24 protein-coding genes are annotated in these 20,401 nt (G+C 61.9%); 19 read left to right on the forward strand and 5 right to left on the reverse strand.

Translation table 11 applies throughout. From position 1 onward, the window contains the following. Positions 1 to 143: 143 nt before the first annotated feature. On the reverse strand, positions 144 to 827 hold the full coding sequence (locus AC1D3C_RS28565; RefSeq protein ID WP_038546205.1) for a GntR family transcriptional regulator: 684 nt from the start codon (positions 825 to 827) through the stop codon (positions 144 to 146). A gap of 31 nt (positions 828 to 858) precedes the next feature. Next, positions 859 to 1,758, reverse strand: coding sequence for a dihydrodipicolinate synthase family protein (locus AC1D3C_RS28570; RefSeq protein WP_477485241.1), 900 nt, complete (start codon positions 1,756 to 1,758; stop codon positions 859 to 861). A 251-nt stretch (positions 1,759 to 2,009) separates the two neighbouring features. Between AC1D3C_RS28570 and AC1D3C_RS28575 the strand changes: the two genes are divergently transcribed. The 8 genes from AC1D3C_RS28575 (at position 2,010) to AC1D3C_RS28610 (ending at position 9,249) form a co-directional block, all read left to right on the forward strand. Continuing rightward, the gene (locus tag AC1D3C_RS28575; protein ID WP_477485242.1) at positions 2,010 to 2,759 is read left to right on the forward strand and encodes a hypothetical protein; all 750 of its coding nucleotides are present in this window, start codon (positions 2,010 to 2,012) and stop codon (positions 2,757 to 2,759) included. Between the two features lie 225 nt (positions 2,760 to 2,984). Further along, entirely contained in the window at positions 2,985 to 3,863 is an 879-nt protein-coding gene (locus AC1D3C_RS28580; protein ID WP_477485243.1) for a dihydrodipicolinate synthase family protein, read from the forward strand. 4 nt (positions 3,864 to 3,867) lie between these two features. Continuing rightward, complete coding sequence (locus tag AC1D3C_RS28585; RefSeq protein WP_477485244.1) at positions 3,868 to 4,548, forward strand: GntR family transcriptional regulator; 681 nt, start codon at positions 3,868 to 3,870, stop codon at positions 4,546 to 4,548. A gap of 50 nt (positions 4,549 to 4,598) precedes the next feature. Next, entirely contained in the window at positions 4,599 to 5,930 is a 1,332-nt protein-coding gene (locus AC1D3C_RS28590) for an ABC transporter substrate-binding protein (protein WP_477485245.1), read from the forward strand. After that, positions 5,930 to 6,865, forward strand: a complete 936-nt coding sequence (locus tag AC1D3C_RS28595; RefSeq protein ID WP_038546220.1) for a carbohydrate ABC transporter permease — start codon at positions 5,930 to 5,932, stop codon at positions 6,863 to 6,865. Before AC1D3C_RS28590 ends, AC1D3C_RS28595 begins: the two co-directional genes overlap by 1 nt. After that, on the forward strand, positions 6,865 to 7,731 hold the full coding sequence (locus tag AC1D3C_RS28600; protein WP_247135400.1) for a carbohydrate ABC transporter permease: 867 nt from the start codon (positions 6,865 to 6,867) through the stop codon (positions 7,729 to 7,731). The genes AC1D3C_RS28595 and AC1D3C_RS28600 overlap by 1 nt, the downstream gene beginning before the upstream one ends. A gap of 27 nt (positions 7,732 to 7,758) precedes the next feature. Then, positions 7,759 to 8,817 carry an ABC transporter ATP-binding protein gene (locus AC1D3C_RS28605; RefSeq protein ID WP_477485246.1) on the forward strand — a complete coding sequence of 353 codons (1,059 nt, stop codon included), beginning with the start codon at positions 7,759 to 7,761 and terminating at the stop codon, positions 8,815 to 8,817. 156 nt (positions 8,818 to 8,973) lie between these two features. Further along, positions 8,974 to 9,249 carry a DUF6522 family protein gene (locus tag AC1D3C_RS28610; RefSeq protein WP_247033570.1) on the forward strand — a complete coding sequence of 92 codons (276 nt, stop codon included), beginning with the start codon at positions 8,974 to 8,976 and terminating at the stop codon, positions 9,247 to 9,249. A gap of 59 nt (positions 9,250 to 9,308) precedes the next feature. Here the strand turns inward: AC1D3C_RS28610 and AC1D3C_RS28615 are convergent, their stop codons facing one another. Continuing rightward, a complete protein-coding gene (locus AC1D3C_RS28615; RefSeq protein ID WP_167551678.1) occupies positions 9,309 to 9,464 on the reverse strand; it encodes a hypothetical protein in 156 nt (51 codons plus the stop codon). A 121-nt stretch (positions 9,465 to 9,585) separates the two neighbouring features. On the opposite strand from AC1D3C_RS28615, the gene AC1D3C_RS28620 reads away from it, so the two are divergent. From AC1D3C_RS28620 to AC1D3C_RS28645, 6 genes are all read left to right on the forward strand, one after another. Next, positions 9,586 to 10,131 (forward strand): cytochrome c oxidase subunit 3, encoded by a 546-nt coding sequence (locus AC1D3C_RS28620; protein WP_477485247.1) that lies wholly within the window; start codon positions 9,586 to 9,588, stop codon positions 10,129 to 10,131. A gap of 9 nt (positions 10,132 to 10,140) precedes the next feature. Next, positions 10,141 to 10,413 (forward strand): cytochrome C oxidase subunit IV family protein, encoded by a 273-nt coding sequence (locus AC1D3C_RS28625; RefSeq protein ID WP_247033566.1) that lies wholly within the window; start codon positions 10,141 to 10,143, stop codon positions 10,411 to 10,413. Between the two features lie 259 nt (positions 10,414 to 10,672). After that, positions 10,673 to 11,125: a c-type cytochrome gene (locus AC1D3C_RS28630; protein ID WP_038546246.1), complete on the forward strand. Its 453-nt coding sequence runs from the start codon at positions 10,673 to 10,675 to the stop codon at positions 11,123 to 11,125. Between the two features lie 22 nt (positions 11,126 to 11,147). Then, positions 11,148 to 12,494 (forward strand): cbb3-type cytochrome c oxidase subunit I, encoded by a 1,347-nt coding sequence (locus AC1D3C_RS28635; RefSeq protein ID WP_477485248.1) that lies wholly within the window; start codon positions 11,148 to 11,150, stop codon positions 12,492 to 12,494. 66 nt (positions 12,495 to 12,560) lie between these two features. Then, positions 12,561 to 13,373 carry an AAA family ATPase gene (locus AC1D3C_RS28640; RefSeq protein ID WP_477485249.1) on the forward strand — a complete coding sequence of 271 codons (813 nt, stop codon included), beginning with the start codon at positions 12,561 to 12,563 and terminating at the stop codon, positions 13,371 to 13,373. Between the two features lie 9 nt (positions 13,374 to 13,382). Beyond that, positions 13,383 to 15,281 carry a nitric oxide reductase activation protein NorD gene (locus AC1D3C_RS28645; RefSeq protein WP_477485267.1) on the forward strand — a complete coding sequence of 633 codons (1,899 nt, stop codon included), beginning with the start codon at positions 13,383 to 13,385 and terminating at the stop codon, positions 15,279 to 15,281. A 63-nt stretch (positions 15,282 to 15,344) separates the two neighbouring features. Here the strand turns inward: AC1D3C_RS28645 and hemN are convergent, their stop codons facing one another. After that, positions 15,345 to 16,697: an oxygen-independent coproporphyrinogen III oxidase gene (gene hemN, locus AC1D3C_RS28650; RefSeq protein WP_477485250.1), complete on the reverse strand. Its 1,353-nt coding sequence runs from the start codon at positions 16,695 to 16,697 to the stop codon at positions 15,345 to 15,347. Between the two features lie 200 nt (positions 16,698 to 16,897). On the opposite strand from hemN, the gene AC1D3C_RS28655 reads away from it, so the two are divergent. From AC1D3C_RS28655 to AC1D3C_RS28675, 5 genes are read left to right on the forward strand one after another with little or no spacing between them, the layout of a single operon-like run. After that, positions 16,898 to 17,167 carry a DUF2249 domain-containing protein gene (locus AC1D3C_RS28655; RefSeq protein ID WP_477485251.1) on the forward strand — a complete coding sequence of 90 codons (270 nt, stop codon included), beginning with the start codon at positions 16,898 to 16,900 and terminating at the stop codon, positions 17,165 to 17,167. 12 nt (positions 17,168 to 17,179) lie between these two features. Next, positions 17,180 to 18,538: a hypothetical protein gene (locus AC1D3C_RS28660; protein ID WP_477485252.1), complete on the forward strand. Its 1,359-nt coding sequence runs from the start codon at positions 17,180 to 17,182 to the stop codon at positions 18,536 to 18,538. After that, positions 18,535 to 19,056: a DUF2249 domain-containing protein gene (locus AC1D3C_RS28665; RefSeq protein WP_247135410.1), complete on the forward strand. Its 522-nt coding sequence runs from the start codon at positions 18,535 to 18,537 to the stop codon at positions 19,054 to 19,056. The genes AC1D3C_RS28660 and AC1D3C_RS28665 overlap by 4 nt, the downstream gene beginning before the upstream one ends. Next, positions 19,049 to 19,345 carry a metal-sulfur cluster assembly factor gene (locus AC1D3C_RS28670; protein WP_477485253.1) on the forward strand — a complete coding sequence of 99 codons (297 nt, stop codon included), beginning with the start codon at positions 19,049 to 19,051 and terminating at the stop codon, positions 19,343 to 19,345. Before AC1D3C_RS28665 ends, AC1D3C_RS28670 begins: the two co-directional genes overlap by 8 nt. Continuing rightward, positions 19,342 to 19,542 carry a hypothetical protein gene (locus tag AC1D3C_RS28675; protein WP_477485254.1) on the forward strand — a complete coding sequence of 67 codons (201 nt, stop codon included), beginning with the start codon at positions 19,342 to 19,344 and terminating at the stop codon, positions 19,540 to 19,542. Before AC1D3C_RS28670 ends, AC1D3C_RS28675 begins: the two co-directional genes overlap by 4 nt. A 52-nt stretch (positions 19,543 to 19,594) precedes the next feature. On the opposite strand, the gene AC1D3C_RS28680 is transcribed toward AC1D3C_RS28675, so the two are convergent. Beyond that, complete coding sequence (locus AC1D3C_RS28680) at positions 19,595 to 20,290, reverse strand: Crp/Fnr family transcriptional regulator (RefSeq protein WP_038546264.1); 696 nt, start codon at positions 20,288 to 20,290, stop codon at positions 19,595 to 19,597. Between the last annotated feature and the right edge of the window lie 111 nt (positions 20,291 to 20,401).

Genomic DNA, 20,401 nt, shown 5'->3' on the forward strand with positions numbered 1-20,401 from the left:
CGAACCTGTAAACATGTTGTTCGACAACTTCTATGAAAACTGATATGATCAGTTATACATTAAGAGGGGCGCACATATGGAGATCGGCCACCAAGATGTATGATGGCGAAGGCAAAACGCCGATAAAATAAAGCAGAAGCTGATCAGAACTCGATCGCCCGTTCGCGGGCATGCATGATGTGGCGGTCGATGGCATCGCCTGCCGCATGCGGATCGCGGGATTTGATGGCGTCGATGATCGCCAGATGATCGGCGAAGGCCGGCGGCAGGACCTGCTCGGAAAGACTGATCCTGTCGAGCTTGATAAGCCGCATGCGGATCGCGTTGACCGCGTAGGCCTGGATCAGCAGATCGTTCTGGGTCGAATCGACGAGAAGGTTGTGAAATCCGTCGTCGACCTTCTGTCCGCGCTCGAAGACATCCGGCGAGGGAGCGTTGCGGACCTCGTCGAGGATCGACTGGTGAAGCCTGGCCTGTTCATCGAGGATAACGTCGGGCATCCGCCTGACAGCCGTCAGCACGGCCTCGCGCTCCAGCGCCATGCGCACCTGGAAAGCCTGGCGGATGATCGAGAGGTCGATCTGCGTGATCTGGATGCCTCGCTGCGGCATGACCACCAGCAGGCCTTCATATTGCAGGCGCGGCAGGAGTTCGCGCAGGGCGCCGATCGAAAGGCCGAGAAGGGCGACGAGCTCCCGCTGGGACACGAACTGGCCGGGCCGCAGCCGGCCATCGAACAGCGCCTCGCGAAACCGCTCATAGGCGACCTGTTTGACCGAGCGAAGGTCTGGCTGTCCAGTGCCGGGCGGTGCAGTAAGTACGCTCATCTGTCTCCTATCGCCGGCGGCACCGGGCGGGTCAAGCAGCGGCGCGATAACCCGTCCGCTCGAATAATTCAATGAGCATAGCACGATCGCACTGGTTGAGAGCAACCAGAGGCGGCACCGCATATGCCAGACTTTCGTCGTTGCGATAATGGGCAAGAGCCGCCTTGAGGGCAACGAGCGACCCGTAAGCATCCACTGCCTCGATGCGCCGCGACTGCTTCTCCAGAAGGCGGGCATCGTCGGGATTGTCGTAAAGCGCTCTCAGATCGCGGGCAAAGACATTCGGCATGCCGCCGATCATGCCGGCGCCTCCAGCCTTGACGAGCGTCGGCAGAACCCGGTCGTCGCCCGTAAAGACGGCAAGCTCCGGGAATGATTTCACCAGCATCAGTCCATTGTCGAGATCCCCGGTCGAATCCTTGATCCCGGCGATACGGCTGCCGTGCTTGCGCATCAGAGCCGCAATCAGCGGCTGCGTGAAGCGGACCCGGCTGAGCTGCGGGATGTTGTAGAGCACGAGAGCGATTTCCGTATGCGCCTTGGTCCGCTCGATCAGTGCATCGAAGAACGCCGCAACGCCGTCCTCGCTCGCTCCGTAATAGAAGGGCGGCAGGACGAGCGCGGCGCGACAGCCGAGCTCTCCATAGGCAATCAGCGAGGTTACCGCATCGTCGAAACTCGGCGTCATGATCGCCGGCAGCTGACGGCCCATCTCCACCCCGTCCGCCTTTAGTGCCTTGAGAGCTTCGACCTTCTGAGCGGTCGAAAAAGATGCGCCCTCGCCCGTGGTGCCGAACGTCGAGATGAAGCTGCAGCCATTTGCCAGGAGATGATCGATATGCGCCTTCAGACGGACGGTATCGATACGGAAATCGGCCGTCACCGGTGTGACGGAAGCGGCAACAATGCCCTTCAGCGCAGCATTCGACATAAATTGGCTCCTCGTTATAGAACTGATATAATCAGTGTAGGTATCAGTCGTCAAATATATATTTACATCAGTCACCGGCTGCGGCATGTTGCGAGCGGGCCTGGCGATGGAGGAGCGAATGCACGACTGCCGTCGGCATAATTTGAAGCGTGCAAAATCCATTGATTTTATTGGGATGCTTGAAAGCTCGGCTATTGGTACTAATTGCGAATGCCCCTGGGCTTCCACCTCAAACCAAGGAAACTGAACCTATGCCGGACATGCCTGCCGACACCCTCCCCGCCCGCCTCGCGAGTGCCATTCGCAATGCCATCCTGTCGAGGACCGTGCTTGATCCGGAGCCCTTTCTCGGGCTGCCGCTGGCGGATGCCTATGCCGTGCAGACGGACGTGTTTCGGGCGCTCGGCCAGCCGTTCAAGGGCGCCAAGCTGACCCTGAAGGGCGATTTCTGCCAGAGCGCACCGCTTCTGTTCGTCAACGAAGAAACCAGCCATGACCATCAGCCGGGCATCTCGCTGGAGGTGGAACTGGCCTTCGTGCTCGACAAGGATGTCGTGGCCCGCAACGGCGATGTGACGCGCCAGGATATCGTCGACGCGATCGGCTCAGTGCGGATCGGCGTGGAGCTTCTCCGCAGCCGTTACCAGGGCGGCTCCCGGGGCGATCCGGCCCTCGCCGCGGCCGACATGATGAGCAATGTCGGTTATGTCCTCGGCCCGCCGCTGGACCGGAGCCTGCTGGACGAAGGCGCGTCGATCGGTCAGCTGTCGGTTTTCATCGACGGTCAGTCCGGCTTCGACAAGCCCGCGGCGCATTCCGACGGCGATCCGCTGAAGACCATGGTCGTGCTGGCGAATCAGGACCAGCTCTCCTCCTTCTCCATGCTCAAGGCGGGACAGGTGATGACGACGGGCACATTGTGCGGACTGATCCCGGTCGCGGAACCGGGCAGGATCGAAGTCAACATGGGCGGACAGCGGTTCGTCCTCGACCTGCGCTGACGCCAATTTCGGCCTTTTTCGATCAAAAGCAGCTCTCGCGCGCAAGCTCGGTATCAAGGTCAACATCTGCGGCATAGGCCAAGTGCAGCTCGCGTGATCGCGCTCGGTAGTGCCGTTCGATCTACGCAAGCGCGCGCACTTCAATTTCAATCAAATTGCCTGATTGACTTCTAACATGTTAGTGTGCGAGCGTCGCGACAACACTGGGAGGATAAATAGTCTAACATGCGTTTCGGGCTCTCTGTCGCACTCGCGACCCCTTTTGACAAAGACGGCAAGATCGTGCTCGACGCGATGGTCGCCCAAGCTCGCCGCAGCCTCGATGCCGGTTGCGACAGCGTTACGGTTTTCGGCACGACCGGCGAAGGCGCCTCGATCGGCAACGGCGAACGGGAAAAGGTCCTCGCCGCCATGATTTCGAGCGGCATCGCGCCGCGCCAGATGGTAGCGGGTGTTCTCGTAGACGCGGCGGCGGACGCCGCGGAACAGGCCGCACACGCCCTATCGGCAGGTGCGCGCAACATTCTTCTGGCCCCGCCCTCCTATTTCAAGAATGTCAGCGACGAAGGCCTGTTCGGCTGGTTCTCCGCCGTATTCGCCCTGCTGGGCGACAAGGCCCGTGACATCATCGTCTACCACATTCCATCGGTCACGATGGTGCCGCTGAGCCACGCGCTGATTGGCCGGCTTCGCCAGGCGTTTCCCGGCATTGTCACCGGGGTGAAGGATTCCGGCGGAGAATGGGCCTTTACCGAAAAGCTGCTCAAGGACCATGGCGACCTCATCATCCTGATCGGTGACGAGCGGCATCTGGCCCAGGGCGTACGTCTCGGCGGGCAGGGTGCGATATCCGGCGTCGCGAATTTCGCCCCACGCGAAGTTCGGCGCATGGCCGTGGATGGCGAGGACGATCAGCGGGTCGTCGATCTCGTCGTGGAATTGCTGAAATATCCCGTCATTCCGGCGGTGAAGGTGATGATCGCCCATCTTTCGAACGACCCGTCGTGGCTGACGGTGCGGCCGCCGCTTCTTCGGATCGCTGATGAAGGCCAGCGCCTGTTGGCATCGGCCTTCGACGCTCTGTTCCGTTCGGAGGCGGCCTGAAGCCATGGATCAGGCGCGCCCCACGGAAAATCCGGTCGAGGAACAGCCGACGCTGAGGGAGAAGGCCTACGAGAGCTTCACGCGCCACCTTCTGGCCCGTGACGTACGCCCGGGCCAGTTCGTCTCGCAGCGCCGGCTGGTGGAACTGACCGGCCTGACGCTTGGCGCCATCCGTGAACTCGTTCCGCGGCTGGAGGCCGAGGGACTGATCAAGACCGTGCCGCAACGCGGGCTGCAGATCGCCCATATCGACCTCAACCTCATCCGTGAAGCCTTCCAGCTTCGCGTCTTCCTGGAAAAGGAAGCCGTTGCACTGTTCACCCAATCGGCCCCGGACCAGGCAATCGCCAGGCTTTTGAAGGAGCATCGTGAAATCCTCGAGGCGATCCAGGGCGGCAACGACAGCCGTGAGCTGGAGCTGCATGCGCAGGCGGTCGACTGGGGCATGCACGACGCCTTCATCGATGCGCTCGGCAACACCATCATTTCAAACGTCTACCGGGTGAATTCCATCAAGATGCGGCTGATCAGGCAGGAGCGGTTCCGCATCGACGGCCGGGTCGGCCCCGTCATGAGCGAGCATCTGAAAGTGCTCGAAGCGATCGAGCGGCGCTCCGTGGAGGAAGCGGTCGCGGCACTCGTCGCCCATATCAATCACGCGAGGGATCGCGCGATCAGACTTTAGAAAAAGAAGCCGGAGACAAGGGTATCCGGCGCATTAGGAGGAGGAATAGCATGTCATCTTCGTTCTGGAATCCCACCCGCCGCAGCTTCCTGGCCGGCTCGGCGGCGCTTGGTGCCGCCGGACTGGTCGGTTCGCGCCCGGCATCGGCCGCCGTCGAATGGAAGCGCTTCGCCGGCACCACGCTGGAAGTGAACCTCGTCAAAAGCCCGCGCAGCGACACCATCATCAAGTACCTGGCCGAGTTCGAAACGCTGACCGGCATCAAGGTCAATGCCGAAGCCACCCCGGAACAGCAGCAGCGCCAGAAGGCGACGATCGAGCTCTCGTCCGGCAAGCCGAGCTTCGACGTCATCCACCTGAGCTACCATGTCCAGAAGCGCCAGTTCGAAAAGGGCGGCTGGCTTGCCGATATCAGCGGCTTCCTGAAGGATCCGACGCTCACCGACCCGTCGCTCGCCGAAAGCGATTTCGCCGAAGCCGGCCTCACCTTTGCCAAGGACAAGGACGGCAAGCTGCGCTCCCTGCCCTTCTCGGTCGACTACTGGATCGTCTACTGGAACAAGGAACTCTTCGAGAAGAAGGGTCTCGCCTACCCGAAGACCTTCGATGAGATGGCGGCGGCGGCCGAAGCGCTGACCGACAAGACCACCAATACCTACGGCTTCGTCGCCCGCGGCCTGAAGAACGCCAACGTTCCGGTATGGACGGCGCTGATGCTGGGCTATGGCGCGACGGCGCTTGGGCCTGACGGCAAGCTGCGCACGACCTCCGACGAGGCGGTCGAGGCCGCCAAACTCTACCAGCGCCTGATGACCAAGTCGGCCCCGGCCGGCATCTCCGGCTTCAACTGGGCGGAAGCCCAGTCTGCCTTCCTGCAGGGCAAGATCGGCATGTGGCTGGACGGCGTCGGCTTCGCTCCGCCGCTCGAAGACCCGCAGAAGTCCCGTGTCGTCGGCAAGGTCGGCTACGGCGTTATGCCGAAGGGGCCGAAGGCGCAGGCAGCCGCCACCTTCGGCGACGGCATCGGCGTCACCGCAGCCAGCCAGAAGAAGGAAGCGGCCTATCTGTTCTGCCAGTGGGTCATCTCGAAGGAGATGGGCGCACGCCTGCTGCAGGCCGGCGCCGGCGTTCCCTTCCGCCAGTCGATCCTTGCCGATGCGGAAGTCCGCAAGGGCGTCACCATGCCCAGCGCATGGGTTGATGCAGTTGCCGCTTCCGGCAAGGTCTCGCAGCTTGCGCTGCCGGTCATCATTCCGGTCACCGAATTCCGCGACATCTACGGTGTCGGCCTGACCAACATGATCGGCGGCGCCGACCCGGCAACCGAACTCAAGACGGCAACGGCGCAGTTCGAACCGGTGCTTGCCAAGAGCGAGGGATAATGGCCTCCGTGAGCATCGAAACAGCACGGACGGAAACCGGTAACAAGAGGAGCAAGCCGAGCCGGCTTGCTCCCAACTACTGGCCTTTCGTCGTTCCCGCCCTGGTCGTCATCGGCGCGGTCATCGTCTTCCCCTGGGTTTTCACCCTCTGGATGAGCGTCAACAGCTGGACGCTGGGACAGGCGCAGACCTTCGCCGGACTGGACAACTACATCCGGCTTGCGACCGATTTCCGCTTCTGGGAATCGCTCTGGCACACGCTGATCTTCACGGTGCTGGCGGTCGTGGCGCCGCTTTTCCTCGGCACGCTCGCGGCGCTGATCTTCGATGCTCAATTTCCGGGGAGGGGCTTCCTGCGCGGCGTCTTCGTCATGCCGATGATGGCGACCCCGGTCGCCATCGCCCTCGTCTGGACCATGATGTTCCATCCGCAGCTGGGCGTCCTCAACTATCTGCTGTCGCTGGTGGGCATCGGCCCGCAGGAATGGATCTATAACCGCTACAGCGTCATTCCTTCGCTGGTCCTCGTCGAAACCTGGCAATGGACGCCGCTGATCATGCTGATCGTGCTCGGCGGCCTCGCCTCTCTTCCGCGCGAACCCTATGAAAGCGCGGAGATCGACGGCGCCAACGCCTGGCAGAAATTCCGCTACCTGACGCTTCCGATGATCGCGCCTTTCCTGATGATCGGCGTCATCATCCGTAGCATCGATGCGATCAAGAGCTTCGACATCATCTACGCGATGACGCAAGGGGGGCCGGGCACGGCGTCCGAGACGATCAACATCTACCTCTACAACACCGCCTTCTCCTATTACGACATCGGCTACGGCTCGGCCATGGCGGTCGTCTTCTTCGTCATCATCATCGCGCTCTCTTTCGCGCTGATGATGGTGCGCGCACGGGCAAACTGGTCGGACATGGAGACGCGCTGATGGAACACGCCCTCGTCGAACGCCCCCTCAACAAACGCCCACTCGTCAGACGCAAGACGCTCGATCGCATCGGCCTTCTGTTCGCAGCCCTCGTCATGGTGTCGCCGGTGGTGCTGTTCTTCCTCTGGATGATCTCGCTGTCGCTCAAATACGAAATCGACAACGGTGCCTATCCGCCGATCCTGATCCCGGAAAACTTCGCCTGGTCGAATTATGTGCAGGTGTTCCGCGAGAACAATTTCTTCCTGTATTTCTGGAACTCCGTGCTGGTGACGGGGGCCGCGACGCTGCTGGCGCTCATCATTGGCGTGCCGGCGGGATACGGTATCGCCCGGTTGAAGGCTGAGAAGGCAGCGATCGTCATCATGATCGCCCGCATGACGCCCGGCCTTTCCTTCCTCATTCCGCTCTTCCTCCTGTTCCAGTGGCTGAACCTGCTCGGCACGCTCTTGCCCCAGATCATCATCCATCTGGTCGTCACCGTGCCGATCGTCGTGTGGATCATGATCGGTTATTTCGAGACGACGCCGATGGAGCTCGAGGAGGCCGCCAGCATCGACGGCGCGACGCCCTGGCAGGTGTTCCGCCTCGTGGCGCTGCCGATCGCCAAGCCCGGTATCGTCGTCGCCTTCATCCTGGCGCTCATCTTCTCCTGGAACAACTTCGTCTTCGGCATCGTGCTCGCAAGCCGCACCACGCGGACGCTGCCCGTCGCCGTCTACAACATGCTTTCCTTCGAACAGGTCAGCTGGGGACCGCTCGCCGCGGCCGCGCTGATCGTCACCCTCCCCGTGCTGGTACTCACCCTGTTCGCCCAGAAGCAGATCGTCGCAGGCCTGACGGCCGGCGCGGTCAAGGGCGGCTGAGCAGGCTCACAAACAGGATCGAATTTCATGGCAACCGTCACCCTTCACAACATCCAGAAGCGCTTCGGCGCGGTCAACGTCATCCAGGACCTGAGCGTCGATATCGCCGACGGGGAATTCGTGGTTCTCGTCGGCCCGTCGGGCTGCGGCAAGTCCACGCTGCTGCGCATGGTCGCCGGCCTCGAAGAGGTCAGCGGCGGCGAGATCCGCATCGGCGCCCGCGAGGTCAGCAACCTGCCGGCCCGCGACCGCGACATTGCCATGGTGTTCCAGAACTATGCGCTCTATCCGCATATGACGGTGGAAGACAACATGGGCTTCGCGTTGAAGCTCAAGCGGGCGAACCCCGCCGACACCGCAGAGCGGGTCAAGAAGGCGGCCGCGATCCTCGGCCTGGAAAACCTGCTTCAACGCTACCCCCGCCAGCTTTCCGGCGGCCAGCGCCAGCGCGTCGCCATGGGCCGGGCAATCGTCCGCAATCCGCAGGTGTTTCTTTTCGACGAGCCCCTCTCGAACCTCGACGCCAAACTGCGCGTGGTGATGCGGAGCGAGATCAAGGCCATGCACCAGCGCATCGGCACGACGACGATCTACGTGACGCACGACCAGATCGAAGCCATGACCATGGCCGACAAGATCGTCGTCTTGCATGACGGCAATATCGAGCAGGTCGGCGCGCCGCTGGAACTCTACGACCGACCGGCCAACCTCTTCGTCGCCGGCTTCATCGGTTCGCCGGCCATGAACTTTCTGGACGGCAAGATCGAGGAAGGCGTTTTCCGTACAGAAAAAGGGCTGATCCTGCCTCTTCCGGCAGAAGGCTCGCCGGCGAAGGCTGGCGGCCGCCCGCTCGTCTACGGCATCAGGCCGGAACACATCCGCGCCAGCGACCAGGGCATCCAGGGCCGCGCGGCGATCGTCGAAGGCACCGGCTCGGAAATCTTCGCCAAGCTCGATTGCGGCGGCGAGCAACTCTCCTGCCTTTTCCGCGAGCGCATCGATGTCAGGTTCGGCGACACGGTCGGTATCTCGATCGACGCGAAGCAGGTTCATCTCTTCGACAAGGCGACGGGCCACAGGCTCTGAGTGAGAGCTGGCGCGTTTTGTCCTTTTTCGCGAGCGCAAAGATATGCATCTCGAAACCGAAGGACCGTTTCCGCGCTTTCAATCGATGTCGTAGAACGTAGATGAGGCGCTGAATCGGTAAACCCCGCCTCCGCCTCATCGGCCTGAGGAAGAGCAATGTATATCGAACGGGATCCGAACGGCGACTTTATCCTGGAATCCGGTGAGATCGCTGATCGGTTCGGGCTGTCGCGCGAAGATTTCCGGCGGAGAATTCGCCAGGGTCTCGTAACAAGCACAGTCGAGCGTGGCGAAGCTGAGGATATTGGAACTTGCCGCCTGAGCGTTCGTCTGGGAAACCGCATGTGGCGCGCCGTCCTGAATAACGAAGGCGAGGTTCAGAACGAAGCCGTGACCTTCGTTCGAGGAAGAGGTCATACTCCCAGATCTTGACGCCGATACGGCTGATCGGCCACGTGATTTCCGCAAAAAACCGCAGCATGGCAAGGCCGCTACTGTTGCCAGAAGAGGACGCCCGCGATGGCGACGGAAAAGACAACCGCCGCCAGCGAGCTGTAGCCCTGCAGGACACCCATCCGTTTCAGGGCGATGGCGAATATGACAATGATCGGGGCGGCCATCAGAAGGCCGACTTGTGCATCAGACATGGCAAATCCTTGGTTTGCCGTCATCCTAATCTCTCTATCTGCCGTTTCTTTGCGATATGACAAAGAGCCGGATCTGTATTGCCTCCATTTTCCGCGGCGGAAGAATACCGGAGGTTTCGGAATGGCGGCAATCTCGACCAGCGAAGAGAGGGATGAAGGCGGCGACCTTCTTCTCTGGGTGCTCGTCTGGGGCGAGCTTGCGGCGTTCGGCATCCTGCTGACCGGCTATGTCGTTACGTCCATGCTGCATCCGGAAATCTTTGCGCTCGCCAAGCTCCATCTTGCGCCACGGCTGGCGGGGCTCAATACTGTGGTGCTGCTGGCGAGCAGCTGGCAAGCGGCGCTTGCCGCCAACTCCCAGGGAAAACCTCGCCGGCAGCGCCTCTTCCTGCTCGGCGCAGCATTCCTGGGTTTGCTCTTCATCGCTCTCAAATTGACCGAATACAGTTCCGAATGGGCGGCGGCAGGGGACGAGAACCTGCAGAGCTTTTTCGAACTCTACTTTCTCATCACCGGCTTCCACCTCGCCCATGTCGCGTTCGTTGCCGTCCTCTTCGTATTGGCGGCGATTAGGCTGGAACGTTCGACGATCGTCACGCTGGCGACCATCTGGCACGTCATCGACATCGTCTGGCTGGTGATGTTTCCCCTGATCTACCTGAGCTAGGAGGCCGGAATGGACGGTTCGAAACTCTTCGGCAGCGCCAATTGGGTGATGATGCTCGGCATCGTCGGTGCATTGATCGCCGCACAATGGAAGCATGAGGTGATACCGGCAGCGGCACTTGCCGTCATCCTCGTCATGGCCATTGCAAAGATACGGCTCATCGTGCTCGACTTCATGGACCTGCGGGGGATGCGACCCAATCTGGCCCGTGCGCTGATGATCTGGCCTATCTTCTTCTCCGCCCTGTCGCTCGGCAAGGTCGTACTGATGGCCATCCTTTAAGTTCGGTTCTCACCTGCACTTTCCCCTCCGGCACCTGCCTGATCTCAGGCCGGTCCATGGTTGCCCGCGCGCCATCGGGAAAGCTAACGCTTACCTTTCAAAAAATAGCGGACCCCGCAGGGCAACGCTTTTTTGTTTGGTAAATCGCAAAGAGCGGCTCCGGAAAACCCCTCATAGAAGCTTCATGGGTCGTCGTCCGCTTTTCGCGGATTTGGCCCCGCAGCAACCCGCTAGGCATCCGCACAAAGGGGACATGAGGATGGCAGAACGCCTCACAAAGACCGGGGCACGTAACGTCTTTTACGGCGGCTCCGCGTTCTTCTTCGTAATCTTTCTCGGGCTTACCGCCCACAGCCACTACTACATGCGAACCACGTCCACGGACGAGAGCACACTCACGGATTCCGTCGCGCGCGGCAAACATGTCTGGGAAAAGAACGCCTGTATCAACTGCCATACGATCCTCGGGGAAGGCGCCTATTTCGCCCCCGAGCTCGGCAATGTGTGGAAACGCTGGGGCGGCGATACCGACCCGGACACGGCCCGCGCGACGCTGAAGGCCTGGATGGCCGCGCAGCCGAGCGGCATCGAAGGCAGGCGGCAGATGCCGCAGTTCAACCTCACGGAACGTGAACTCGACGACCTGGCCAACTTCCTCGAATGGACGAGCAGGATCAAGACCCAGAACTGGCCGCCGAACGACGCCGGCTGATCTCACGGGAAGGGAAAAACACATGAAATATCAAACCCAAAAGGTCGCCATGCTGTATTTTTACGGCGCGCTCGGCCTGTTCATTGCCCAGATCCTGTTCGGTGTTCTGGCGGGAACGATCTACGTCCTGCCGAACACGCTTTCGGAACTGCTGCCCTTCAACATCGTGCGGATGATCCACACCAATGCGCTCATCGTCTGGCTGCTGATGGGTTTCATGGGATCGACCTACTACCTGCTGCCCGAGGAGTCCGAAACCGAGCTGTTCAGCACCAGGATCGCGGTTGCGCAGTTCTGGCTTTTCCTCGTCGCGGCGGCGATCGCCGTGGTCGGTTATCTGTTCCACTATCATGAAGGCCGCGAATTTCTGGAACAGCCGTTCCTCATCAAGGTCGGTATCGTCATCGTCGCGCTGATGTTCCTGTTCAACGTGACGCTCACGGTGCTCAAGGGCCGCAAGACCGTCGTCACCAACATCCTGATCTTCGGCCTCTGGGGCGTCGCGATCTTCTTCCTGTTCGCCTTCTACAACCCGGCCAATCTCGCGCTCGACAAGATGTACTGGTGGTATGTTGTCCATCTCTGGGTCGAGGGCGTCTGGGAACTGATCATGGCCTCGGTGCTGGCCTTCCTGATGATCAAGCTGAACGGCATCGACCGCGAAGTGGTCGAAAAATGGCTCTACGTGATCGTCGGCCTTGCCCTCTTCTCCGGCATTCTCGGCACCGGCCACCACTTCTACTGGATCGGCGCCCCCGGCTACTGGCAGTGGATCGGCTCGCTCTTTTCGACGCTCGAAGTGGCTCCCTTCTTCACCATGGTCGTCTTCACTTTCGTGATGACCTGGAAGGCGGGGCGCAAACACCCGAACCGGGCCGCACTTCTCTGGTCGATCGGTTGCTCGGTCATGGCCTTCTTCGGCGCCGGTGTCTGGGGCTTCCTCCACACGCTGTCTTCGGTCAACTATTATACCCACGGCACCCAGCTCACCGCCGCCCATGGCCACCTCGCCTTCTTCGGCGCCTATGTGATGCTGAACCTTGCCGTCATGGCCTATGCGGTGCCGGAGCTTCGGGGCCGCAGCCCTTATAACCAGTGGCTTTCGATGGCCAGCTTCTGGATCATGTGCATAGCCATGTCCGTCATGACCTTCGCGCTGACCTTTGCCGGCGTCCTTCAGGTGCACCTGCAGCGCGTCCTCGGCGAAAGCTTCATGGATGTTCAGGACCAGCTGGCGATCTTCTATTGGGTCCGGCTCGGATCGGGCGCATTCGTGCTCATCTCGGCGCTGATGTTCCTCTGGGCCCTGTTCGTCCCGGGCCGCGAACGGCGTCCCGCCGGCATCGCGAGAATCCAACCGGCCGAATGATGCAGCGCGGCTCCGTTTCAACGACGGAGCCGCCTTTCTCGGTCCCTCCAAGATCAGGACATTCCAATGACCATGATTTCTCCGATAAAGCCGGCCCAGGCCGCACCGATTTCCCACTACATTCCCGCCGGCAACGAATGCGAGCTGTTCGAAACGGCCTGGAAGCGGCAGCTTCCGCTTCTCCTGAAAGGCCCGACCGGATGCGGAAAGACCCGCTTCGTTTGCCATATGGCCGAGCGTCTCGGACTGCCGCTTGCGACCGTCTCCTGCCATGACGATCTGGCCGCCGCCGATCTCACAGGCCGGTTCCTCCTGAAGGGCGGCGAAACCATCTGGGTGGACGGCCCCCTGACGAAGGCGGTACGCGGTGGCGGCATCTGCTATCTCGACGAAATCGTCGAAGCGCGGAAGGATGTCGCGGTCGTCATCCACCCCTTGACCGACGACCGCCGCATCCTGCCGCTCGAAAGAACCGGTGAGGTGCTGGAGGCGCCGCCGGAGTTCATGCTGGTCGTCTCCTACAATCCCGGCTACCAGAACATCCTCAAGGCATTGAAGCCTTCGACCAAACAGCGCTTCGTCGCCATAGAGTTCGACTTCCTTCCCCGGGAACAGGAAGTGGCGATCGTTGCCGCCGAAAGTGGCCTTTCCGAACGGCACGTCGTGCCGCTGGTAAACCTTGCCCATCGCCTGCGCGCCTTGAAGGGACACGACCTGGAGGAGGGCGTTTCGACGCGCCTGCTCGTCTACTGCGCCACGCTGATCGAAAGCGGGCTCGACCCGCGCCATGCTATTCGGGCTGCCATGATCGAGCCGTTGACCGACGATCCGGATGTGCGTGCGGCGCTGATCGAAGTGGCGAATGCCGTGGTTGCCTGAGGTGCTATGATGCTGGATTTTCTCGAGCTGGAAGAAACCGTCGGCAAGGTCTGGCATCGCCTGGTCGGCCAGACACGAAGCCTGCCGCGTTATCCCGAGCATGCAGTGGCGCTGGACGAGGTAAAACCCGTCCTCGCCTCCTGCTTCCGCGGCTTCGGGGGCCATCACGCGGCCCAGCTCGTGGCGGCCCATCAGCGCACCTCGAAACACCGCCTGAAGCTTCGCCAGCTTGTGGGGCTCGGCGAGGAGCGGATTGCCCAGTCGGGCCGGGATTTCGCCCGCGCGATGCTGCCTGATGTCATCGACTTCTTTCCGGACCGCAGCCTGAACCGAGCGCTCTACATCTGGCTGACGGCCGCCATCGCCACGCTGCCCGAAGCCCCGCTGACCGCCATGGATCCCCTCGCACGGGATCTCGAGCGGCTGCATATGGCGATCTCCAATGTGGACGAAACGCTTGCCGCATTTCCCGGCCTGCGCCAGGTCTATCGAAATTTATGTCAGGCAACACTTACCGAACGCCACCGCGGCAGGCTTCCCTCGGTGGAACGGCTGCTGGAAAGCAGGATCATCAGCCTGCTGCGGGCAGGCGCCGGCCTGCCAGACGACACGCCGAGCGCGATCTTCCCCCGCCATGCCCCACCGGGCTACCAGCCGATGATGGACGTGCCGCTCTGGCCGGAATTTTTGTCCCAGGAGGAAAGCCGTTCTTCGGCGGAGGACTCGGAAAACCCGCTCGGCGATCCGCAGGGTTCGGCTGGCAAGAGAAGGTTCAGCGCGAAGCGCGAGCGGGAAGACGAAAAGCGCTCCGAACGGAGCCCTTTTATCCTCAACCGCTTCGAGAAAATCCTGGCGATGACGGAAATGGTCAATGTCGACCGGCCGACCGACGACAAGCCCGAAGAAGACGGCAAGGCCGCCGAGGATCTCGACGAGATGGTTCTCGGGCGCCGCAAGGAACGCCCCTCCTCGCGTTTCCACTTCGATCTCGACCTTCCGCCGGAAATGGTCGACCTCCAGGAAATCGCTGCCGAACTCACCTATCCCGAATGGGATTACCGAAAGACCACCTATCTGAAGAACCATTGCCGGGTCCTTGCCGTCCCGACGTCGGCCAGCGGCGACCGCCTCGAGATATCGGAGGATACGAAGGCGCTGGCGAGGAAGGTGCGCAAGCAGTTCGAGATCCTGCGGCCGCGCCAGGAAATGCTCAAATCGCAGCTCGACGGCGTGGAGCTCGATCTCGACGCCGTCGTCCGGCGCCGGACCGATCTCTTGGCGGGAGGGCAGGCAACCGACCGTATCCATGTGGCAAGCCGGCCGCGCACGCCCGATCTTGCCGTCACCATTCTCGTCGATGTCTCCCTTTCGACCGACGCCTGGATCGACAACAGGCGGGTTCTGGATGTCGAGAAGGAAGCGCTGCTCGTCCTCGCGCAGGGCCTGGCCGCCTGCGGCACGGATCACTCGATCCTCACCTTCACCTCCCGGCGCCGCTCCTGGGTACGGGTCGAGACCGTGAAAGGCTTCGACGAGCGGCTTTCTCCGGTTGTCGAGGATCGGATCGCCGGCCTGAAACCCGGATATTACACTCGCCTCGGAGCCGCCCTGCGGCACGCCACCGCGGACCTCGCAAAACGTCCCAACCGGACCCGGCTGCTTCTCGTGCTGACCGATGGCAAGCCCAACGACATCGACCACTACGAGGGGCGTTTCGCGATGGAAGACAGCCGCCGCGCCGCGCAGGAAGCAAGGCGCCTCGGCGTTAACATCTTCGCCGTGACGGTGGACAAGGATGCGAAATCCTATCTTCCGACGATGTTCGGACGCAACGGTTATGCGGTTGTCGGAGATATCTCAAAACTTCCGGCGGCGTTGCCCGCCATCTATCGCGGCCTGACGGGATAGGGAGCCCGGCCGCATGGAGGTCCGGCTGGGCGGATTGCCGGACCTCCATTTTCCGTCTGAACCCTATGCCGCCTTGCTGAATGACCTGCCGCTCCTGTTCAGATAGGCATCGAACGCCGAGGCCGCGGCCCTGACGATAAACCGGTGATCCTCCGAGACGCGGATGATGCCGTCCCGGCGTTCGATCAGGCCGTCTCGTTCAAGCTCATCGAGCCGATCGTTGCCCCGCAGCAGAAGCTCGGCATCGAAGCCACGCGCTGCCGCAAGGGCCGCAACATCCACCGTAAAGTCACACATCAGCCTTTCGATCACCTCACTGCGCAGGCGATCTTCCGGCGTGAGGCGGTATCCCTTGGCGACCGGCAGCTCGCCTTTCGACACCCGGGTCGCATAGAGGCCGGGCGGAACCTCGTTCTGGATATACCCTTGCGGCAACCGGCCGATCGACGACGCCCCGAGCCCGATCAGGGCGTCGCAGGCGTCCGTCGTGTACCCTTGGAAATTCCGGTGCAGCCGGCCTTCGGTCTGCGCCAGCGAGAGGTCGTCGCCCGGCAGGGCGAAATGGTCGAGACCGATCCTGATATATCCTGCCGCCATTAAGGCCTCGGCGATCGCCGATGCCTGAAGCGCCCGCTCCCGTGCATCCGGAAGCGCCGCCTCGTCGATGAGCCGCTGGTGCTTCTTGAAGCTCGGGATATGCGCATAACCGAAGACGGCAAGACGATCCGGCCGCATGCTGACGGCCGCTTCGACGGTCTCGACGCAGGATTCGACCGTCTGAAACGGCAGCCCATAGATGAGGTCGAAATTGATCGCGTTGATGTTGTTATGGCGAAGATGCGCGACGGCATCCATCGTCGTCTCGACGCTCTGAACGCGGTTGATCGCCTTCTGGACCTTCGGATCGAAGCTCTGGACGCCAAGGCTTGCGCGGGTGACGCCCGACTGGCCGAGCGCAACTGCCATCTCCTCGGTCAAGGTTCGCGGATCGATTTCGACCGCGGCATTGACGGCGCCCGCAAAACCGAGACGGTCGCGAAACGCGTCCATCAGCGCGATGAACTCCTCTGGCCTGATAATGGTCGGCGTACCGCCACCGAAGTGGATTTCCCCGACGCTGAAGCTGTCGTTTCTGACGGATGCCAGAAGCTCGATCTCCCGGTGCAATGTCTCGATATAGTCGAGAATGGGCCTGTCGCGCTCGGTGATCGTCGTGTGACAGCCGCAATACCAGCACATCGACCGACAGAAGGGGATGTGGATGTAGAGCGAGGTTGGCTGTCCTTGGGGCAACGCCTTCAGCCAGGCCGGATAGTCGAGGGCGTCGAAATCCGAGCTGAAGTTCGGAGCCGTCGGATAGCTCGTGTAGCGCGGCAGCCGTGCATCGCCATATTTCTCGATTATCGCTGCGGACATGTCGGGCTCCTTTCAGTTTTCTTCAAAGAGCATTTAGCTGCCCGGCGCCTGCCTCTCTTTGTGCAAAATCAACGACAGCGTCCTCTTTCTGCAAAATATTTGTCCCGACGCAAATTCCGCCGATCGCGCCGCTGCTAAGCCATCGAGGCGGCCGGGATCGGCCAGGCCGCTGCACCAGCTCGAAAGGCCCAGAACAAACCATGTCGGATATTGAGATCCCCTCCATCGACGTCAGGACGCTCGCGCCCGCCGAACGTCACCCGAAGATTTTTGGCGTGCTGACGTCCCTCATTCCCGGCGGCGTCATGCATGTCACGAGCGACCATGATCCCCGGCCGCTGCACTACCAGATCGAGAGCCGGTATCCGGAAGAGTTCGACTGGCAATATCTCGAACAGGGTCCGGATGTCTGGCGCGTCGGAATCCAGCGGGCGCAAAGCTCCGGCTGCGATTGCTGCTGCGGACATTGAAAGACGAAAGCCATGCCCGGCGCCACTCTCTCCCCCTGGACGATGTCCTATTTCGCGACGGCGCTGGTCTGCCTGGTCGCCGGGCTGGCCTTGACGATATCGGGCTTCGGATATCCATCCGCTCCCATCAACGATCCGGCCTCGCTGGTGATCGTCCACCTGATCGCGGTCGGCTGGCTCGGTCTCCTGTTTGCCGGATCGCTGCTTCAGTTCGTGCCGGTGATCGCCTCGCAGCAGCTGCAATCTCCCCATCTCGCCTTGCCCGCGCTGCTGCTGACCATGATCGGGCTTCCCCTGCTGCTGACCGGCTTTCTGGGCCTGGCCGATATCGTGCCCCTCTGGATTTGGATGCTGCCGGCCGGAAGCCTCCTCCTGACGCTGGCATTTACAGGCCTCTGCTGGATGGTCGTAAGCACTCTCGCGGCAGCCCGGCCGTACTCGCTGCCGGCAAAGTTCGTCGCGCTCGGCTGCGTGCCACTGATCGCCACGGTGCTGGTCGGGCTGCTGTTTGCCCTTTCCCTCTCCGGCCTTACCGATAATCCGCATCTCGTCGGGCTGGTTCTGTCAGCCGGACCGGCGCACGCTTATCTCGGCTTGTTCGGATGGATGACCATCACCGCGATCGGCGTCAGCTACCGCCTCCTGACGATGTTCCTGCTGTCGCCGGAAAGAACCCGCGGGACAAGCCGGGCGATCGGCTGGCTGGTAGTCGCCGCTCTCGCGATAGCAAGCTCCGGCATCTTCCTCGATGGAGCCGGCGTGCCCGCGGACTGGCCGCTTTACCTGGCGATCGCCCTTTCAGGACTTGCCGCTCTTCTCTACACGCTCGATATCCACTCGATCTTCCGCGCACGGAAACGGAGGTCCGTGGAGCTGAACGTGATGGCGAGCCTGGTGGCGATCGGCATGCTGGTCTTTTGTTTCGTTCTTTTTGCCGCCGCGATCGTGATCGGTAAACTGCCTGAGATGGTGATGCCGGTCGCCTACCTCTTCACCTTCGGATGGCTGACCGGGCTCGGCCTCGGGCAGCTCTACAAGATCGTGGCATTCATGACGTGGCTGGAGTTTTACGGCCCTGTTCTTGGCCGCACAATCGTCCCACGCGTCCAGGACCTCGTCAACGAGCGGCGGGCATCCTTGTGGTTCGCGCTCTATTTCACCGCGACGGCAACGGCGACCGCGGTCCTGATCCTCGACATGCCGTACATGTTCAGGGCGGCTACATTCGCTCAGCTCGCGGCTGTTTGCGCTCTCGCCTTCGAGTTCATCCAGGCCCGCCGCCTCGCCATGGTTCCGGCCGCGACCCGGCTGCCATCGGCCATCGCCGCACGGCGGCTCATCTTACCAAGCTTCAACGGGAGGTCACGATGACCCAGGAATTCAAGGAACTTGATGTCAGGCCCATCCTGAAGAACGGCGGCGAGCCGTTCGAAGCGATCATGACGGCGGTCGGGGCGCTGCAGCCCGGTCAGGGACTGAAGTTGCTCGCGCCCTTCAAGCCGCAACCGCTCTATCGCGTCATGGATGCCAGGGGCTTCGATCACGCCGTTATCGAACTCGACAGCGGGGATTTCGAGGTCCGCTTCACGCCGCGCCAGCAAGAAGCGGTCGCGCTCTCCGAAAACGCGGTCTCGCCCGAACTCTGGGCGGAGCCGTCCGTGCAGCTCGATCTTTCCGACCTCGATCCGCCGGAACCGATGCAGCGAATTCTCGGCGCGGCCGAAGCCCTCGACGCGGGCGACGTGCTCTTCGCGGTGCTGGCACGCGAGCCCGTCTTCCTGTTCCCTGAACTGACGCGCCGGGGCCATCAATGGGTGGGCAATTTCGATCGGGACGGCAGCGCCTACCGCATCATGATCCGCATCGGCAAAGGGGTTGCCGATGCCTGACACGTCCGAGCAGGCCAACCTGATCGAACAGGTCAGGCAACAACTCTCCATGGTCATTGATCCGGAGATGGGACGCAGCGTCGTGGACATGGGCCTGATCTACCTCATCGAGGCCGATCATGCCGGCGACATGTACATATCGATGACGACCACGACGAAAGGGTGCCCCGCCTCGACCTTTCTGAAGGAAGCCATCCGGGCCTGTGCCGCATCGGTCGCCGGCGTAAAGAGCGTCGAGGTGGAGCTGACCTACGACCCGCCGTGGAACGCATCGATGATGACGCCATGAAGCTTCTAACGCTGTTCAGGCGCTGGGGAGGGGCCCGGCACCACGATAGGACGCCGCTCGTTTCGCATGCTGGAAATGTCCGGGACAAGCGCCTTGCGGTCTACGAGATTGTAGCATCCGGCGCTGCGGACGACCCGGCCTTGTTCATCATCGAGGAAATCGAGCGCCTGAGCGAGTCGATCACCCGGGAGATCTGAGGCATCTCGCCGGGTTGTCCGGCGCCCGTTTCAGAACGCCTATCCCGCTCCGTTACCCCTTCGTGCTTTCGGCCAGCGCCAGCAGGCCTTCGGCATCCTTCACCAGCAGCTTCTGGCGTCCGCCTTCGACCAGGCCTTTCGCCTCCCATGCGCTCATGATCCGTGAGACGGTATGCAGCGTCGTGCCGGTCATCTCGGCTATGTCCTGCCGGGAGATCGGGAAGTCGATCCGCACCGCGTCGCCCTCCTTGCGGCCCGCATGCTTGGCCAGCCTCAGAACCGCGTGGGCGACCCGCTGCTCGACCTCCTGCGTCGACATCTCCCGGATGCGGGCATGGGCTTCTTCCAGGCGCTGCCCGATCGTCTGCATGGCGGTCACCGCAAGGCGGGGATTGCGATCGACGAACTGCGGCCAGAGTTCCGTCGGCCAGCAAAGCGCGATGCTTTCCGCAACGGCCATCGCCGTGCCGGGATAGTCCATCCGTTGAAGCGCCTTGGCAAAACCGAAGAGATCGCCCGGGTGGACGACGCGCACGATGATCTGCTGGCCGTCTTCGGTGACCTGCGTGACCTTTAGCCTGCCATGCAGGAGCAGATAGAAATGCGCCGCGACCGCGCCCTGTTCAAAGACGGCTTCGCCCACGGGCACCCTGCGGGAGGTCGCGTGAGCAAGAAGCGCTTCCGTATCGGCATCCTCCATCCTTTCGAACAGGGGAAAACTTCTGACGAGGCTCTTATCGATCTTCAACGGCCTATGCTCCGCTACGGTCGGCACGAACCTAGCACAGCCCGCGGCGAGATCGAAGATGCGCTATTGCCGCGCCGGCAGCAAACATTCCCGCGTCTACTTGCGACGCCG

This window comes from Neorhizobium sp. P1_A6 (assembly GCF_056406795.1).

Coding starts and splice junctions, on each gene's coding strand:
- AC1D3C_RS28565 (WP_038546205.1), bottom strand. CDS start 827: ATGAGCGTACTTACTGCACCGCCCGGCACTGGACAGCCAGACCTTCGC.
- AC1D3C_RS28570 (WP_477485241.1), bottom strand. CDS start 1,758: ATGTCGAATGCTGCGCTGAAGGGCATTGTTGCCGCTTCCGTCACACCG.
- AC1D3C_RS28575 (WP_477485242.1), top strand. CDS start 2,010: ATGCCGGACATGCCTGCCGACACCCTCCCCGCCCGCCTCGCGAGTGCC.
- AC1D3C_RS28580 (WP_477485243.1), top strand. CDS start 2,985: ATGCGTTTCGGGCTCTCTGTCGCACTCGCGACCCCTTTTGACAAAGAC.
- AC1D3C_RS28585 (WP_477485244.1), top strand. CDS start 3,868: ATGGATCAGGCGCGCCCCACGGAAAATCCGGTCGAGGAACAGCCGACG.
- AC1D3C_RS28590 (WP_477485245.1), top strand. CDS start 4,599: ATGTCATCTTCGTTCTGGAATCCCACCCGCCGCAGCTTCCTGGCCGGC.
- AC1D3C_RS28595 (WP_038546220.1), top strand. CDS start 5,930: ATGGCCTCCGTGAGCATCGAAACAGCACGGACGGAAACCGGTAACAAG.
- AC1D3C_RS28600 (WP_247135400.1), top strand. CDS start 6,865: ATGGAACACGCCCTCGTCGAACGCCCCCTCAACAAACGCCCACTCGTC.
- AC1D3C_RS28605 (WP_477485246.1), top strand. CDS start 7,759: ATGGCAACCGTCACCCTTCACAACATCCAGAAGCGCTTCGGCGCGGTC.
- AC1D3C_RS28610 (WP_247033570.1), top strand. CDS start 8,974: ATGTATATCGAACGGGATCCGAACGGCGACTTTATCCTGGAATCCGGT.
- AC1D3C_RS28615 (WP_167551678.1), bottom strand. CDS start 9,464: ATGTCTGATGCACAAGTCGGCCTTCTGATGGCCGCCCCGATCATTGTC.
- AC1D3C_RS28620 (WP_477485247.1), top strand. CDS start 9,586: ATGGCGGCAATCTCGACCAGCGAAGAGAGGGATGAAGGCGGCGACCTT.
- AC1D3C_RS28625 (WP_247033566.1), top strand. CDS start 10,141: ATGGACGGTTCGAAACTCTTCGGCAGCGCCAATTGGGTGATGATGCTC.
- AC1D3C_RS28630 (WP_038546246.1), top strand. CDS start 10,673: ATGGCAGAACGCCTCACAAAGACCGGGGCACGTAACGTCTTTTACGGC.
- AC1D3C_RS28635 (WP_477485248.1), top strand. CDS start 11,148: ATGAAATATCAAACCCAAAAGGTCGCCATGCTGTATTTTTACGGCGCG.
- AC1D3C_RS28640 (WP_477485249.1), top strand. CDS start 12,561: ATGACCATGATTTCTCCGATAAAGCCGGCCCAGGCCGCACCGATTTCC.
- AC1D3C_RS28645 (WP_477485267.1), top strand. CDS start 13,383: ATGCTGGATTTTCTCGAGCTGGAAGAAACCGTCGGCAAGGTCTGGCAT.
- hemN (WP_477485250.1), bottom strand. CDS start 16,697: ATGTCCGCAGCGATAATCGAGAAATATGGCGATGCACGGCTGCCGCGC.
- AC1D3C_RS28655 (WP_477485251.1), top strand. CDS start 16,898: ATGTCGGATATTGAGATCCCCTCCATCGACGTCAGGACGCTCGCGCCC.
- AC1D3C_RS28660 (WP_477485252.1), top strand. CDS start 17,180: ATGCCCGGCGCCACTCTCTCCCCCTGGACGATGTCCTATTTCGCGACG.
- AC1D3C_RS28665 (WP_247135410.1), top strand. CDS start 18,535: ATGACCCAGGAATTCAAGGAACTTGATGTCAGGCCCATCCTGAAGAAC.
- AC1D3C_RS28670 (WP_477485253.1), top strand. CDS start 19,049: ATGCCTGACACGTCCGAGCAGGCCAACCTGATCGAACAGGTCAGGCAA.
- AC1D3C_RS28675 (WP_477485254.1), top strand. CDS start 19,342: ATGAAGCTTCTAACGCTGTTCAGGCGCTGGGGAGGGGCCCGGCACCAC.